At 60.3% G+C, this 13,866-nt stretch carries 17 protein-coding genes; 10 read left to right on the forward strand and 7 right to left on the reverse strand.

Going from position 1 to position 13,866, the window contains the following annotated elements; all coding sequences use genetic code 11:
* Positions 1-2 precede the first annotated feature (2 nt).
* The 3 genes from V8J85_RS12655 (at position 3) to V8J85_RS12665 (ending at position 3,689) form a co-directional block, all read left to right on the forward strand.
* Entirely contained in the window at positions 3-506 is a 504-nt protein-coding gene (locus tag V8J85_RS12655; protein ID WP_339954110.1) for an RES family NAD+ phosphorylase, read from the forward strand.
* Between the two features lie 28 nt (positions 507-534).
* On the forward strand, positions 535-1,863 hold the full coding sequence (locus V8J85_RS12660; protein WP_339954111.1) for a cytochrome P450: 1,329 nt from the start codon (positions 535-537) through the stop codon (positions 1,861-1,863).
* Between the two features lie 116 nt (positions 1,864-1,979).
* Positions 1,980-3,689, forward strand: a complete 1,710-nt coding sequence (locus V8J85_RS12665; protein WP_339954112.1) for a bifunctional sulfate adenylyltransferase/adenylylsulfate kinase — start codon at positions 1,980-1,982, stop codon at positions 3,687-3,689.
* A 22-nt stretch (positions 3,690-3,711) separates the two neighbouring features.
* Here V8J85_RS12665 and V8J85_RS12670 read toward each other — a convergent pair whose 3' ends face one another.
* Positions 3,712-3,936, reverse strand: coding sequence for a DUF1150 family protein (locus V8J85_RS12670; protein WP_339954113.1), 225 nt, complete (start codon positions 3,934-3,936; stop codon positions 3,712-3,714).
* A 3-nt stretch (positions 3,937-3,939) separates the two neighbouring features.
* Positions 3,940-4,353: an Hsp20 family protein gene (locus V8J85_RS12675; RefSeq protein ID WP_339954114.1), complete on the reverse strand. Its 414-nt coding sequence runs from the start codon at positions 4,351-4,353 to the stop codon at positions 3,940-3,942.
* A gap of 172 nt (positions 4,354-4,525) precedes the next feature.
* On the opposite strand from V8J85_RS12675, the gene V8J85_RS12680 reads away from it, so the two are divergent.
* From V8J85_RS12680 to V8J85_RS12690, 3 genes are all read left to right on the forward strand, one after another.
* Positions 4,526-4,744, forward strand: a complete 219-nt coding sequence (locus tag V8J85_RS12680; protein WP_339954115.1) for a YdcH family protein — start codon at positions 4,526-4,528, stop codon at positions 4,742-4,744.
* Positions 4,745-4,810: 66 nt separating this feature from the next.
* Positions 4,811-5,299 carry a 5-(carboxyamino)imidazole ribonucleotide mutase gene (gene purE / locus V8J85_RS12685; protein ID WP_339954116.1) on the forward strand — a complete coding sequence of 163 codons (489 nt, stop codon included), beginning with the start codon at positions 4,811-4,813 and terminating at the stop codon, positions 5,297-5,299.
* Positions 5,292-6,362, forward strand: coding sequence for a 5-(carboxyamino)imidazole ribonucleotide synthase (locus V8J85_RS12690; RefSeq protein WP_339954117.1), 1,071 nt, complete (start codon positions 5,292-5,294; stop codon positions 6,360-6,362). The genes purE and V8J85_RS12690 overlap by 8 nt, the downstream gene beginning before the upstream one ends.
* A 3-nt stretch (positions 6,363-6,365) precedes the next feature.
* On the opposite strand, the gene V8J85_RS12695 is transcribed toward V8J85_RS12690, so the two are convergent.
* Together V8J85_RS12695 and V8J85_RS12700 are read right to left on the reverse strand one after the other, a co-directional pair.
* Positions 6,366-7,088 carry an alpha/beta fold hydrolase gene (locus tag V8J85_RS12695; RefSeq protein ID WP_339954118.1) on the reverse strand — a complete coding sequence of 241 codons (723 nt, stop codon included), beginning with the start codon at positions 7,086-7,088 and terminating at the stop codon, positions 6,366-6,368.
* Between the two features lie 41 nt (positions 7,089-7,129).
* Positions 7,130-7,978, reverse strand: coding sequence for a DMT family transporter (locus V8J85_RS12700; RefSeq protein WP_339954119.1), 849 nt, complete (start codon positions 7,976-7,978; stop codon positions 7,130-7,132).
* A 150-nt stretch (positions 7,979-8,128) separates the two neighbouring features.
* Between V8J85_RS12700 and V8J85_RS12705 the strand changes: the two genes are divergently transcribed.
* Positions 8,129-8,833, forward strand: a complete 705-nt coding sequence (locus tag V8J85_RS12705; RefSeq protein WP_339954120.1) for a hypothetical protein — start codon at positions 8,129-8,131, stop codon at positions 8,831-8,833.
* Positions 8,834-8,838: 5 nt separating this feature from the next.
* Here V8J85_RS12705 and V8J85_RS12710 read toward each other — a convergent pair whose 3' ends face one another.
* Both V8J85_RS12710 and nth read right to left on the reverse strand, forming a co-directional pair.
* Positions 8,839-9,828, reverse strand: coding sequence for an adenosine kinase (locus V8J85_RS12710; protein WP_339954121.1), 990 nt, complete (start codon positions 9,826-9,828; stop codon positions 8,839-8,841).
* Positions 9,825-10,469, reverse strand: coding sequence for an endonuclease III (gene nth, locus V8J85_RS12715; protein ID WP_339954122.1), 645 nt, complete (start codon positions 10,467-10,469; stop codon positions 9,825-9,827). The genes V8J85_RS12710 and nth overlap by 4 nt, the downstream gene beginning before the upstream one ends.
* A gap of 95 nt (positions 10,470-10,564) precedes the next feature.
* On the opposite strand from nth, the gene V8J85_RS12720 reads away from it, so the two are divergent.
* From V8J85_RS12720 to V8J85_RS12730, 3 genes are all read left to right on the forward strand, one after another.
* On the forward strand, positions 10,565-11,419 hold the full coding sequence (locus V8J85_RS12720) for a bifunctional helix-turn-helix domain-containing protein/methylated-DNA--[protein]-cysteine S-methyltransferase (RefSeq protein WP_339954123.1): 855 nt from the start codon (positions 10,565-10,567) through the stop codon (positions 11,417-11,419).
* A gap of 122 nt (positions 11,420-11,541) precedes the next feature.
* Entirely contained in the window at positions 11,542-12,198 is a 657-nt protein-coding gene (locus V8J85_RS12725; protein ID WP_339954124.1) for an OmpA family protein, read from the forward strand.
* Positions 12,199-12,300: 102 nt separating this feature from the next.
* Positions 12,301-13,068, forward strand: coding sequence for a FadR/GntR family transcriptional regulator (locus V8J85_RS12730; protein WP_339954125.1), 768 nt, complete (start codon positions 12,301-12,303; stop codon positions 13,066-13,068).
* 4 nt (positions 13,069-13,072) lie between these two features.
* On the opposite strand, the gene V8J85_RS12735 is transcribed toward V8J85_RS12730, so the two are convergent.
* Complete coding sequence (locus V8J85_RS12735) at positions 13,073-13,786, reverse strand: CPBP family intramembrane glutamic endopeptidase (RefSeq protein WP_339954126.1); 714 nt, start codon at positions 13,784-13,786, stop codon at positions 13,073-13,075.
* Between the last annotated feature and the right edge of the window lie 80 nt (positions 13,787-13,866).

The raw sequence follows: 13,866 nt of genomic DNA on the forward strand, positions 1-13,866 counted from the left end.
GCGTGGACCACACGATCACGCTGAACGGCATCTACTATCGCATGAAGGCGCTGGCCGAAGCGGATGACATCCTCAGCCCCGCCCGCGCCCTTGAAGGCAGGTTCCACCGCGACGGGCAGCGAGCCCTATATTTATCGTCCACACCCGAAGGCTGCGTGGTCGCGACAGCGCGCTACACCGATGCCACGACACCCGAACGTGGCATTTTTCCTTTGCAGGTCACGAATGCCCAAGTCGTTGATCTGAGAAACAAAACCGAAACGAATGCGCTGCAGATCGACACAACGCATCGCGCACTGGAATGGCAGACACTCCGCGAAAAGGGCTTGCCCTCCCCCACCTGGGACATCGCCGACCGCGTCCGAGAACTGGCCCTCGATGGGATGCTCTACGCCTCGCGCTCGGACCCAGCGAAAACACACCTGACGCTTTTCCGCTGGAACGAAACAGGGACCGAGGCGCAGGTCACCCGCGCCGGCCCACCGATCCCTGAAAACGCTTTATAGGTCAACGGCCCCGCGCTACGCTCTGGCCATGACCTACGCCCCCGCCCTCGACCACATCCCCGGCCCACCGCCCAAGCCGCTGGTCGGCCACACGCTGGACCTCTTGCGCGACAGCTATGGGCTGCACAAACGCGCCGCGGAACAATACGGGCCGATCTACAAAACCAAGGTTCTGGGACGGTGGAGCGTCGCACTGAACAACGCCGATGGTCTGGAATACATCCTCAGCGATCCCGACAGGATCTTCTCCAGTGCGGGCGGCTGGAACATGCTGCACACGATCTTTCCGCGCGGGCTGATGCTGCGCGATTTCGACGATCACCGGGCACATCGGCGGATTATGCAGGCCGCGTTCCGCAAGCCGGTGATGGACGCCTATCGCGACCGGATGACGGAAACACTCGACCGTCTGATCGGCGACTGGCCCGTCGAACAGCCGTTCAAATTCTACCCGGCGGTCAAGACCATGACCCTGCAAATGGGCGGCGCAGTTTTCATGGGGCTGCCCGTCGACGACCCGCGCGTCCCGCAGCTGAACCACGCTTTCGAGGCCGAGGTCGCCGCCTCGATCAGCCCCATCCGCAAACCGCTCCCCTTCACCAAACTGCGGCGTGGGATGAGGGCGCGAGAATACCTGACGGGAACCTTCCGGGACATGATACCGGAGCGGCGCAAGACGGGGGGCGATGATTTCTTCAGCCAGATGTGCCTCGCGCAGGACGAGGATGGCAACGCCTGGACCGACGAAGAAATCGTCAACCATTTCAATTTCTTGATGATGGCCGCCCATGACACGACGGCGGCGAGTCTGACCAAGATGATCTGGGCGATGGCGACTTATCCCGAGTGGCAGAACCGGATGATCGCCGAGGTCGACGCCCTGGGTGAAACCCCCATCGACGATGAGGCCATGGCGGCGCTCAACGTCACCGAAAGGGTATTCAAGGAAAGCCTGCGCCTCATGCCACCCGCGCCGTTCATCCCGCGACAGGCCACCCGCGCATTCAGCTTTGGTGGTGTCGATTTCCCGGCAGGCACCGGGGTGGTCGGCGCCCCCTGCACGATCCTGCGGTCCTCAGACCACTGGACCCGGCCCGACACGTTCGACCCCGACCGTTTCGCACCCGACCGGGCCGAGGATCAAAGCCACCGCTATGCCTGGGCGCCCTTCGGAGGCGGGGCGCATAAATGCATCGGGCTGCACTTTGCAACCATGCAGGTCAAGGTGTTCATGACGCTGCTCTTGCGCCGGTATCGGGTGGCGCACGCGGACAATGCCCCCATCACATGGCAGCGCGTTCCGATCCCCTATCCGAAAAACGGCCTGCCGATCCGGCTGATCCCGCGCAAAGGCTGATCCGTTCCACGAACGCGCCAGAGGGGCGAATGCGGTCCTTATCGCGCGTGATCCGCTAGACATTGCCCGCATTCCGGGTCTATCCCACGCGCGAAACACAAATGAAGGTCTTGAGAATGCAGCAGGATTTGGCCCCGATCCCAGAGCTTTACGTCTCATACGACAGCGCGCAAAAGATGAAGGCAGAGGCGGCGAACCTTGTCAGCCACGACCTCAGCCCGCGCCAGATCTGTGATCTGGAACTGTTGATGAATGGCGGTTTCAACCCGCTCAAAGGTTTCCTGTCGCAAGCCGATTACGACGGCGTCGTCAATAACATGCGCCTGGCCGATGGCACGCTCTGGCCGATGCCGATCACACTGGATGTGACCGAAGGCTTTGCCGAAAGCGTCGAAGTAGGACAGGACATCGCCCTGCGGGATCAAGAGGGCGTGATCCTCGCCACCATGACGGTCACCGACAAATGGATACCCGACAAGGCGCACGAGGCGGAAAAGGTGTTCGGTGCCAACGACTTGGCCCACCCCGCCGTCAACTACCTGCACCACACCGCAGGTGCCGTTTACCTCGGTGGCCCCGTCACCGGCATCCAGCAACCGGTGCACTATGATTTCCGCGGTCGCCGCGACACGCCCAACGAACTGCGCGCCTATTTCCGGAAACTCGGCTGGCGCAAGGTCGTAGCCTTCCAGACCCGCAACCCCCTGCACCGCGCGCATCAGGAATTGACCTTCCGCGCCGCGAAAGAGGCGCAAGCGAACTTGCTGATCCATCCCGTCGTCGGCATGACCAAACCCGGCGATATCGACCACTTCACCCGCGTCCGCTGCTATGAGGCGGTGCTGGATCAATACCCCTCGTCAACGACGACGATGAGTCTCTTGAACCTCGCCATGCGCATGGGCGGCCCGCGCGAGGCCGTTTGGCACGGCCTGATCCGCAAGAACCACGGCTGCACCCATATGATTGTGGGCCGGGACCATGCCGGGCCGGGAAAGAACAGCCAGGGCGAGGATTTTTACGGCCCTTACGATGCGCAGGACCTGTTTCGCGAACATCAGGACGAAATGGGCATCGAGATGGTCGACTTCAAACACATGGTATATGTGCAGGACCGGGCGCAATACGAACCGGCGGACGAAATCCACGACCGGGATGAGTTGACGATCCTGAACATCTCGGGCACCGAACTGCGGCGGCGTCTGTCCGAGGGGCTGGAAATCCCCGAGTGGTTCTCATTCCCCGCCGTGGTGTCAGAGCTGCGCAAGACGCGCCCACCCCGGGCCGAACAGGGCTTTACCGTGTTCTTCACCGGCTTTTCCGGGTCGGGCAAATCAACCATCGCCAACGCGCTGATGGTCAAGCTGATGGAAATGGGCGGACGGCCCGTGACCTTGCTGGACGGCGATATCGTGCGGAAGAACTTGTCGTCCGAACTGGGCTTTTCCAAGGAACACCGCGACCTGAACATCCGGCGGATCGGCTATGTTGCGTCGGAAATCACCAAAAACGGCGGCATCGCGATCTGCGCGCCGATCGCGCCCTACGCGACGACGCGGCGCGCGGTGCGGGAAGAGATCGAACAATTCGGCGCGTTTCTCGAGGTGCACGTGGCGACATCCATCGAGGAATGCGAACGGCGCGACCGCAAGGGGCTGTATAAGCTGGCACGCGCGGGCAAGATCAAGGAATTTACCGGGATTTCAGACCCTTATGATGTACCGGACAACCCCGAACTACGGGTCGAGACCGAGAATGTGCCCGTCGACAACTGCGCGCATCAGGTGATCTTGAAACTGGAAAGTATGGGCCTGATCAAGGCGTAGGGTGGGTTTGAACCCACCTTACCTAGTGCACCGTCACCGGATGCATCTGATGTTCGCGCGCCAAATGAAAGGCGAGTTGTTCGTTGGCGACCAAGGCCAAACGCTCACCATCGGCATTGTGCACTGAAAACAGCGTCTCCAGATCGCCAGCATGTTCCTGCACCTCATCGGGCAGATCAGCTACGGCGACAGGCTTCACGTAAACGATACCTTCACCCATGGCTTTCAGATCGAACTTACTATTCATTGCTTAACCTTTCCGAATATTGATCGTTTGCACCACGCGATCGGGGACCGCCCTGGTCAGATCGACATGCAGCAACCCGTTTTCCATCATCGCCTCACCCACATCGACACCATCGGCCAGCACGAATGACCGCTGAAACTGACGGGCAGCTATGCCGCGATGCAGATATACCCGCTCTGCGCTGTCATCCTTCTGCCGCCCGCGAATGACTAAGGAGTTATCCTCAACCGTGATCGCCAATTCGCTTTCCGCGAAACCCGCAACAGCCAGCGTGATCCGGTACGAATTTTCCGAGGTTTGTTCGATATTGTAAGGGGGGTAACCTTCATTCCCGCTTTTCGCGGTGCGTTCGACCAGCCGTTCCAGCTGTTCAAAGCCAAGCAGGAACGGATGCGTTCCCAAAGCCAATTTCGTCATGAGACATGCCCTTTTCGTCAAGCGACTGTCGGAGTGCGGCCCCGATTACGGCGACCTTCTTGAAAAATATGGGTGTCTGATGGGCCATGATCAAGAGGAAGATGTCGCAAATCCAGTCATTTGACCCTATCTTAACGTCAGCCGAGTTGCCAAAAGACGGACAAAGATCGCGATGAACACGAACGCCAAGATGGAACAGGACGAGGTTTTGCGCGTCAAACTCGCCGTGCTGCGCCGGGAACATCGTGATCTGGACGAGGCGATCGAAGCGCTGCATGAACGCCCCAACGCCGATATGCTGACCGTGCGGCGGCTGAAAAAGCAGAAACTGGCACTGAAAGACCAGATCGCGGCACTCGAAGACCGCATTTTGCCAGACATTATCGCCTGACCCGGATTGCGGCCTGCCATCCCGCCGCTATAGTGCCGCTTCATTTTGCGGACGGGACAGATCGGCATGACGCAACCACAGGTCGGGATCATCATGGGCAGCCAATCTGATTGGCCCACCATGAAAGAGGCCGCGGCGATCCTGGATCAGTTGGGCATAACGCATGAGGCGCGGATCGTGTCAGCCCACCGCACGCCCGACCGGCTGTGGGATTACGGGAAACAAGCCGCCGATCGCGGCCTGCAAGTGATCATCGCGGGCGCCGGTGGTGCCGCACATCTGCCCGGCATGATGGCCTCGAAAACCCGGGTGCCAGTGATCGGTGTGCCGATCCAGACCAAAGCCTTATCCGGAGTCGACAGCCTTTATTCCATTGTCCAGATGCCACGCGGTTTTCCCGTCGCCACCATGGCCATCGGCGCCGCAGGCGCAGCCAATGCAGGCCTGATGGCCGCGGGCATCCTCGCGCTGCAAGACCCCGACCTCGCCCAGCGCCTTGATCAATGGCGGGCTGATCTGTCGGCCTCGATCCCGGACATACCGCAAGATGACTGACCCCCTGCCACAGGGCGCCACGATCGGCATATTGGGCGGAGGACAGCTGGGGCGCATGCTGTCGGTCGCGGCCGCGCGGCTCGGCTTCAAAACCTGCATTTTTGAGCCCACGGGCGATTGCCCCGCAAGCCACGTGGCCAATTTCCATTTCAAGGCCGATTACAACGACACCGACGCGCTGCAGCGCTTTGCCCAAAGCGCCGATGTCATCACCTACGAATTCGAAAACATCCCCACGGCGGCCCTTGATGCGCTCGAGGCGATCAAGCCGATCCACCCCAACCGCCAGGCGCTTGCCACCAGCCAGGACCGACTGACCGAAAAGACATTCCTGCGCGATCTGGGGTTGCAAACGGCCCCCTTCGCCAATGTTGCATCCGCCGACGATCTGACCGCAGCACTAGCGGATATCGGCACCCCCGCGATCCTCAAGACACGTCGAATGGGCTATGACGGCAAGGGGCAGGCACGGATCATGTCGGCTGACGACGCAGACGCAGCACTCACAACGATGAACGATGCCCCCGCCATCCTCGAAGGGTTCGTCGTTTTCAGCCATGAGGTGTCCGTCATCGGCGCACGAGGGCTTGACGGGTCGGTCGCCTGCTACGACCCCGGCGAAAACGTACATAAGCACGGCATCCTGCGCACCACGACCGTGCCAGCGCGCCTTAGCCCCAGCCAACGCAGCGACGCGGTGCTGATCGCCGCCCGCATCCTGAATGCGCTGGATTATGTGGGCGTCATGGGGGTAGAGTTGTTCGTCACGCCGCAAGGCCTGATCGTCAACGAAATCGCCCCGCGCGTGCACAATTCCGGACATTGGACGCAAAACGGCTGCACCATTTGCCAGTTTGAACAGCATATCCGCGCCATCGCCGGCTGGCCGCTGGGTGACGGATCGCGGCACGCGGACGTGGTGATGGAGAACCTGATTGGTGACGATATCAACGGGCTACCCGATATCGCCAAGACCGACACCGCCATTCATCTTTATGGCAAAGCGGACGCCAAGCCGGGCCGCAAAATGGGTCACGTGAACCGGATCAAGACACGGGCTTAGGGACTACTCTGTCCCCAAAATCACCCCGGTCAGGCTCAGGTCATGATCAAACTGCCCGTCCCGCAGAAACGCCAGAACCTCTTGAATCACCAGTGGATTGTTCATCATGAACGTATGTGTCACGGGCAATTCGATATGGTCCGTCATCCCATCCAACCGCGTGGATGAAACGGATACCTTTCCGTCATCCGCCCCATCGATCAGCGTCGAATAAACCGGGTTCAACGTCCGGTTCCCCGCGATCACCCCGACCTCGTATTCCGGTAGGCCCAGCTGGTTGGGAAAGCTCTCGTCCCCGGTGCCCAGCTGTAGCCCGGCAGGTCCGTTGACCCATTCGAACGGCTCAAAATCACCGAAGATATCGACCAGCTGCGAACCCGAATTGGGCGGCCCCAACATCACCACGCGGCCCATCTTGCCCGGGCGGTTTTTGGTCAACCACGCCCGCGCAAGGATCCCGCCCATGGAATGCGTGACGAAATGCACCGTCCGGTCACCGCACGCGGCCACATCCTCGGTCAGGTGTTCATCGACCAGTGTTTGGATCGTCGCCTCGGTCGAAGGATAGCCGCGATTGACGACTGTATATCCTTCGTTCTCGAGCACGATCTGCATTGGCGTGAACGAAATCTCGGTCCGCGCGAGGCCGTGCAACATGACGACGCAATCCTCTGCCGCGGCAGAGCTGGCCATAATGGCAGCAAGTAGGGCGCTGAGATATCTCATGACACGTCGATATCATTCCTTTGTAAGAACCGCGCAAACATTTACGCGATGACCCTGCGTCGCGGGATCAGTGATACGCCGATGCCACCCAAAACAAGGGCGCCCGACAGGATCAGGCGGGCCGTCAAAGGCTCATCGAGCAGCAGCACACCGGCCGCCACCGCGATCACCGGGACGCTCAACTGTGCTATCCCCGCGACGGTCGTGGGCAATGACGGCAAAACCCGATACCACAGCGCATAGCCAAGGCCGGATGTAACTGCACCCGCGACGATGGCGGTGATGACACCACCTGCACTCAGGTCGCCAAGGCCAATCAGCAGCAAGGCGAAACCGGTAACAGGCAGGCACAAAAGGAAATTCGCCGCCGTCGCGCCCAAGGCGTCCGGCTCACCGCGGCCCAGCAAGGTGTAGACTGCCCATCCGACTGCGGCGCATGTCATGGCCAATGCACCGCCCACCGGCACGGCGGCCTCTCCAGCTGGCCACAGCAAAATTCCCAAACCGATCAGGGCCACAACCGCCCCGATCCAGCGCTGCAATGGGATCCCCTGCCTTTCGACGACGGCCCAACCAAAAACGACGACCTGCAACACACCGAACAGGATCAGCGCACCAAGACCGGCGCCAAGGCTGATATAGGCCCAGGAAAATCCGATCATGTAGACGGCCAGCGACAGCGCCCCGGCGAACCTGCGAACGCCCACCAAGATGGGTCGCGCGGCCTGGCGCGGCAGGACCAGCACCCACAGCATCAGCGCCCCCGCCGCCACACGGATCGTGGCGAAATCCATCGGGTCCATGCCGTATCCCGCCACGCCGATCCGGTTCAGGATGGAATTCGCGGCGAAGGCCGTCATCGTCAGGGCGACCAGAAGAAAAAGCTGCATTGATAAGGTCACCCGCCTGATAGATGTCTGCGGTTTGTGGTAACGCTGTCGATATATCCGGTCCAGCCACCCCGCGAAAACGTGAGATTTTTCTGGACCATAGCCGCCGTTGCGCTAACGTTTCGGGTCGGTAGCGATAGGATATCCCGCGTGAGCATCGTTTTGATCTTGGGCAGTGGCCCCAACGTGGTCACCTGCCGGACATGGCCGCGCGCACCGTTCGACGATATCGTCGCGATCAACAACGCATGGGCCGTGCGGTCGGATTGGGATTATCTGATCCACCCCGATGATTTCCCCTCTGAACGGCATCCGGTGGACACGAAACCGCACCAACAAATCGTCACCGCAGCCGATTATGTACCGCTACAAAACACCCTAGGGGGCTTTGTCTATGCAGGCGGCACGATGGCCTATACGGCGGCTTACTGGGCGCTCGCCGCGCTGCGACCCAAAGTGATCGCGATGTTGGGTTGCGACATGGTCTATCCGACCACAACGGCGACCCATTTCTACGGCGCAGGCCTGCCCGACCCGTTGCGCCAAGATGTCAGCCTGCGATCGCTCGAGGCAAAATCCGCGCGCCTGATGATCATGGCCGCCCGCCAGAACTGCGCGATGGTCAATCTGTCCGACGACGAAAGCCGCCTGATCTTTCCCCGCGCATTACCCGAAAATGTCACAACGGCCCAGCCCGCCGCATACGACGCCACCCGGGCCCGCGCAGCATTGGAAGAAGAAACACGGCTTGGCTATTACGTCACCTCGGGCAAATACTGGAAAGAGGAAGAGCGGTTCGACACCGATGCCATAGACGCGCTGGACCGGATGTGGCTGAGGGCCACGCCCCACTGATGGCCCTAAATCAGCCCAGCATGTTTGAACAGTGACTTCAGGTCCGCTTTCGGCCGGGGTCCGATATGGCCGATCACCTCGGCGGCGGCGATGACACCCATCCGGCCACAGACCTCTAGCGATTGCCCCGTGGCATAGCCATAAAGGAACCCGGCGGCAAACTGATCACCGGCACCTGTCGCATCGACGGGCACGACACGTTTGACAGGCACTTCCACCCGCTCATCGCCCCGATAGATCACGACAGGATCACCCGAGCGCGTGCACACAACCGTTTCACAAACCGCCCTCGCCCGCTCCAGCGCTGCAGGCAGATCATCGGTTTCGTAAAGCGTTTTCCACTCTGCCTCGTTCCCGATGACGAAATCCATTTCCTCGGCGATCAGGCGCTGGAAATCTTCGCGGTGCCGGTCCGCGCAGAACGGGTCCGACAGCGTGATCCCCGACTTCCCGCCCGATGCGTGCATCAGGCGCGAGGCCTCCTCAAAGGCGGTTTTCCCGTCGGGTTTGTCGAACAGATACCCTTCGAGAAACAGGATACGGCTGTTGGCAAAAACCTCTGCAGGGACATCATCGCTGCCCAAATCAGCACCAGCGCCCAGATAGGTGTTCATCGACCGCTCACCATCCGGCGAGACAAAGATCATCGAGCGGGAAGAAGGGGCCTCGGCTGTCTCGGACGGCGGATTGGGAAACGCCGTTCCTGCCTCTTCCATACCCTTCGCATAGAACCGGCCCAAAGCATCATCCTTCACCTTGCCGATGAACGCGGTCGACAGGCCAAGGCTGCCCAACCCGGCAATCGTATTGGCAACCGACCCACCCGGCGTTTCCGTCCGGTCCTTCATCGCGGCATACAGCACCTCGGCCCGGTCGCGTTCGACCAGTTGCATGATGCCCTTCTCGATCCCCATGTGATCCAGAAACGTATCCTCGGCATGGGCAATCACATCGACAATCGCATTGCCGATCCCGACAACATCGTAATGGGTCATAGGTTCTTTTCCTCGAATAGACAGAGATCGCGGATCAGACAGGCCGCGCATTTTGGTTTCCGGGCCAGGCAGACGTAACGCCCATGCAGGATCATCCAGTGATGGGCATGAAGTTGAAAGTCCGCCGGAATGTGATCTTCGATCGCGCGTTCGACGGCGTTGACGTCCTTGCCGACGGCCACGCCACTGCGATTGCCAAAGCGAAAGATATGCGTGTCCACGGCCTGTGCAGGCTGTTGCCACCACATGTTCAGCACGACATTCGCCGTCTTGCGGCCTACACCGGGCAGCGATTGCAGGGCGGCGCGGGAATTCGGGACCTCACCGTCATACTCATCAACCAGAATCTGGCTCATCTTCATGACGTTCTTGGCCTTTTGCCGAAAAAGGCCAATCGTCTTGATATGCTCGGTCAGCCCCTCAAGACCCAGATCAAGCATCTTTTGCGGCGTATCGGCGATCTGAAACAGCTTGCGCGTCGCCTTGTTCACGCCCGCATCGGTCGCTTGCGCCGATAGCGCGACGGCAACCACCAGCGTGTAGACGTTCACATGCTCCAACTCGCCCTTCGGCTCGGGCTCGGCATAGTGAAACCGTTCAAAGATCTCGCGGATCGTATGATAATCAAGCTGCTTAACCATTCCGCCCGATATGCCCGGCGGCAAAGCGGCGGGCAAGCGAAAGATGCGCAATTTCCGGGTCGTATCGCCAGCGCCACCCCCTTAACTTGACCCGCATGGAACATACAGAAACATATCACTACCAAGTCATGCGCCGCGCCATCGAAGCCATCGATGCAGCCGGCGACCAACCCCTGTCACTGGCCGATCTGGCCCGCGACATGAACATGAGCCCCGCGCATTTTCAGCGGCTCTTTTCCACGTGGGTCGGCGTCTCACCCAAGCGCTATCAGCAATACCTGACGCTCGCCCACGCCAAATCACTGCTGAAAGAGCGGTTCACGACGCTGGAAACCGCCCATGCCGTGGGCCTCTCGGGCTCGGGCCGCCTGCATGACCTGTTCGTACGGTGGGAGGCGATGAGTCCCGGTGACTATGCCCGCGACGGCACCGACCTGACGATCTATTGGGGCTGGTTCGAAAGCCATTTCGGCCCTGCCCTTGTCATGGGCACCGATCGCGGCATCTGCGGGTTGGCTTTCGCGGCCGAGGCCGGACCGGAACTGGCGATGGTCGATCTGAAATCGCGTTGGCCCAAGGCAACCTATATTGAGGACCCGACATTCCTGCGCCCCTGGGCCACCGCCGCGCTGGGCATGACCGGCGAAACAAAGCTGCACATGATCGGCGCACCATTTCAGCTCAAGGTTTGGGAGGCCCTGCTCACTATCCCGTCCGGCCATGTCACCACCTATTCCGAAATCGCACAGTCCATCGGCAAACCCAAAGCCGTGCGCGCCGTGGGCACCGCTGTCGGCCGCAACCCGGTCAGCTGGCTGATCCCCTGTCATCGCGCCCTGCGGAAATCGGGGGGGTTGGGCGGCTATCACTGGGGCCTGCCGGTCAAACGGGCCATGCTGGCATGGGAATCTGCCCGTAAAGATGTTTCAGCGGGCGTGAACTCATTGTAGCGAATTCTTGCGGAACCCTGCCCATCGCAGATGCGTTATTGGATATCAGCAGCCTAATGGGCATAAGCTGGCACATCCAATCGTGCGCACAAGGCGCACTCATATCAGATGGAAATAAGACTATGATGATTTCGAAACTCCCCCTTGCCATCGCAGCGGCCTCGCTGACATTTGTCGCGGCCTGCGATACGACCGGTCCGAACCAGCGGCAGAATACGCAGCAAGGTGCCTTGATCGGCGCACTTGGCGGAGCTGCCGTGGGCGCGATCGCCAACCGCGACGAATCGAACCGCGAACGCAATCAATCCGCGCTCATCGGTGCCGCCCTTGGTGCTGGCGTCGGCGCCGCTGTGGGTGACAACCTCGACCGCCAAGCCGAAGAATTGCGCCGCCAGCTGCGCAGCGATGTGGGTGTCTCGAACAACGGGCGCAACCTTGTCGTCGTCCTGTCGCAGGACTTGCTTTTTGCCACAAACAGCACTGCCGTGTCTGGCGTGTCCCAGCGTGAATTGGGCATCGTCGCCAACTCGCTCAACAACTACCCGAACACGACCGTCAACGTGATCGGCCACACCGACAATGTCGGCAGCGCGGCCTTCAACCAGGATCTGTCGCAGCGCCGCGCGCAGGCTGTTGCATCGGTTCTGGTCAACGGCGGTGTGTCGTCTTCGCGGGTTCGCACGCTGGGCGCAGGCCTGACGCAACCCGTTGCCTCGAACGCTAGCGCCGAGGGTCGTCAGGCGAACCGCCGCGTGGAAATCGTGATCACCCCGAACTGATCACAACACAATATTCAAAAAGGGGCTGCCCGCTGGGTAGCCCCTTTTTTGTTGTGACCAGGCCTTAGTGGTCATATCATTTGACCAATTATTGAGGTGCAGATGCCATTCGAACCGGTTCAACAGGAAAAGCTGTCGCATGGCGTCATCCGTCAGATCGAAAGTTTGATCCTGCGCGGTATCCTTCGACCCGGCGAACGGCTCCCATCCGAGAGAGAGCTTAGCGAAAAAATGAGCGTCTCGCGCCCGTCCCTGCGTGAGGCATTGGCAGATTTGCAAGAGCGTGGGCTTTTGGCATCGCGCGCAGGCTCTGGCGTCTTCGTCGCCGATGTTCTGGGCTCCGCCTTCGCCCCGGCGCTCGTCACGCTCTTTGCCACACATGACCAGGCGGTCTTTGATTACCTCAGCTTTCGGCGCGATATGGAAGGCCTTGCCGCCGAACGCGCCGCCCGGCTGGGCAGCGATACCGACCTCAAGGTGATCGATGCAATCTTCCAAAAGATGGAAGCCGCCCACCAAAAGCGAAACCCCTCGGACGAGGCGCATCTGGACGCCGATTTCCACCTGTCCATCATCGAGGCCAGCCACAATATCATCATGCTGCACATGATGCGGTCGATGTACGAATTGCTGCGCGAAGGCGTGTTCTACAACCGCACGATCATGTTCCGACAGCGGATGACAAGGGACAACCTGCTGGACCAGCACCGGGCGATAAACAAAGCACTCCAGGCCCGCGATCCAGCCGGCGCGCGCACCGCTGTCGAAGCGCATCTGAGTTTTGTCGAAAGCGCGCTGTCGGATCAGCAAAAAGCCGACCGGAACGAGGTTTTCGCGCAAAAGCGTTATGAACACGAGGCGCGGCGCTAAGAGCCTAATTCCGAATGGTCTCGGTCCACAGCCAGATAGAGATAATCACCTGAAGCAGGATTCCTGCGAAAGCATAAGGATAAATCACGTCCGTAATGCTGCCCGCGAAAAGAGCGAAATTCCACAACCAATGCCAGATGATCAGCGGCCAGAGATTGCCCAGTTTCAAGGCGATCGGCGCAAGTGCGAACCCGATCAGGAAAGTGAACGCAACGTGTTGCAGGGTGCCGTCCAATGACTGTCCGGCAAAGCCGTTGAACACATGCAGCACCGAAAAAGCCACCGCGCTCAGCATCATGGCCTGAATGACGCTGAGCCGTGTCATCGCCCCGCGCAACAGGATGCCGCGAAACATCAACTCCTCGGAAAACCCGATCAGCAGCGTCGTCAGCGCCAGGAAAAACAACAAAGACGCCGAGATCTCCGTCAGTGACGGCCAGACATCCCAGATCATGACCGCAAGGACGCTATAGGCGGGCAGCACCCAAATCAGGGCCGACACATTCAACCGGCCAAAGCCCGCCGCGGCCCATCCGAAATAGCGCAATGCGACAAACAGCGTCAGCGCCGTCAGGATCAGTTCGACGACCCAGAACCGTCGGACCATGTCGGGGGTGCCATAAGCCCCTTGATCGACCTGATGGATCAGGGCCAGACCTATGGCGACGATCACCAGATAAATCGCCGTGGTCACCAAACCGATTTTCAGGCCCGGCATCGCCGTTCCTTTTCCTGCGCCCCGCGCAACAACCTCACCGTGCAATCGACGCATGTCAACGAAAAAGCCCGGGGCGCGCA

The sequence above is a fragment of the Yoonia sp. 2307UL14-13 genome (genome assembly GCF_037572755.1).
Classification (GTDB): Bacteria; Pseudomonadota; Alphaproteobacteria; order Rhodobacterales; family Rhodobacteraceae; genus Yoonia.

Excerpts from the sequence above, each read along its gene's own strand:
- V8J85_RS12660 (WP_339954111.1), top strand. The coding sequence starts at position 535 with ATGACCTACGCCCCCGCCCTCGACCACATCCCCGGCCCACCGCCCAAG.
- V8J85_RS12665 (WP_339954112.1), top strand. The coding sequence starts at position 1,980 with ATGCAGCAGGATTTGGCCCCGATCCCAGAGCTTTACGTCTCATACGAC.
- V8J85_RS12670 (WP_339954113.1), bottom strand. The coding sequence starts at position 3,936 with ATGAATAGTAAGTTCGATCTGAAAGCCATGGGTGAAGGTATCGTTTAC.
- V8J85_RS12675 (WP_339954114.1), bottom strand. The coding sequence starts at position 4,353 with ATGACGAAATTGGCTTTGGGAACGCATCCGTTCCTGCTTGGCTTTGAA.
- V8J85_RS12680 (WP_339954115.1), top strand. The coding sequence starts at position 4,526 with ATGAACACGAACGCCAAGATGGAACAGGACGAGGTTTTGCGCGTCAAA.
- purE (WP_339954116.1), top strand. The coding sequence starts at position 4,811 with ATGACGCAACCACAGGTCGGGATCATCATGGGCAGCCAATCTGATTGG.
- V8J85_RS12690 (WP_339954117.1), top strand. The coding sequence starts at position 5,292 with ATGACTGACCCCCTGCCACAGGGCGCCACGATCGGCATATTGGGCGGA.
- V8J85_RS12695 (WP_339954118.1), bottom strand. The coding sequence starts at position 7,088 with ATGAGATATCTCAGCGCCCTACTTGCTGCCATTATGGCCAGCTCTGCC.
- V8J85_RS12700 (WP_339954119.1), bottom strand. The coding sequence starts at position 7,978 with ATGCAGCTTTTTCTTCTGGTCGCCCTGACGATGACGGCCTTCGCCGCG.
- V8J85_RS12710 (WP_339954121.1), bottom strand. The coding sequence starts at position 9,828 with ATGACCCATTACGATGTTGTCGGGATCGGCAATGCGATTGTCGATGTG.
- nth (WP_339954122.1), bottom strand. The coding sequence starts at position 10,469 with ATGGTTAAGCAGCTTGATTATCATACGATCCGCGAGATCTTTGAACGG.
- V8J85_RS12720 (WP_339954123.1), top strand. The coding sequence starts at position 10,565 with ATGGAACATACAGAAACATATCACTACCAAGTCATGCGCCGCGCCATC.
- V8J85_RS12725 (WP_339954124.1), top strand. The coding sequence starts at position 11,542 with ATGATGATTTCGAAACTCCCCCTTGCCATCGCAGCGGCCTCGCTGACA.
- V8J85_RS12730 (WP_339954125.1), top strand. The coding sequence starts at position 12,301 with ATGCCATTCGAACCGGTTCAACAGGAAAAGCTGTCGCATGGCGTCATC.
- V8J85_RS12735 (WP_339954126.1), bottom strand. The coding sequence starts at position 13,786 with ATGCCGGGCCTGAAAATCGGTTTGGTGACCACGGCGATTTATCTGGTG.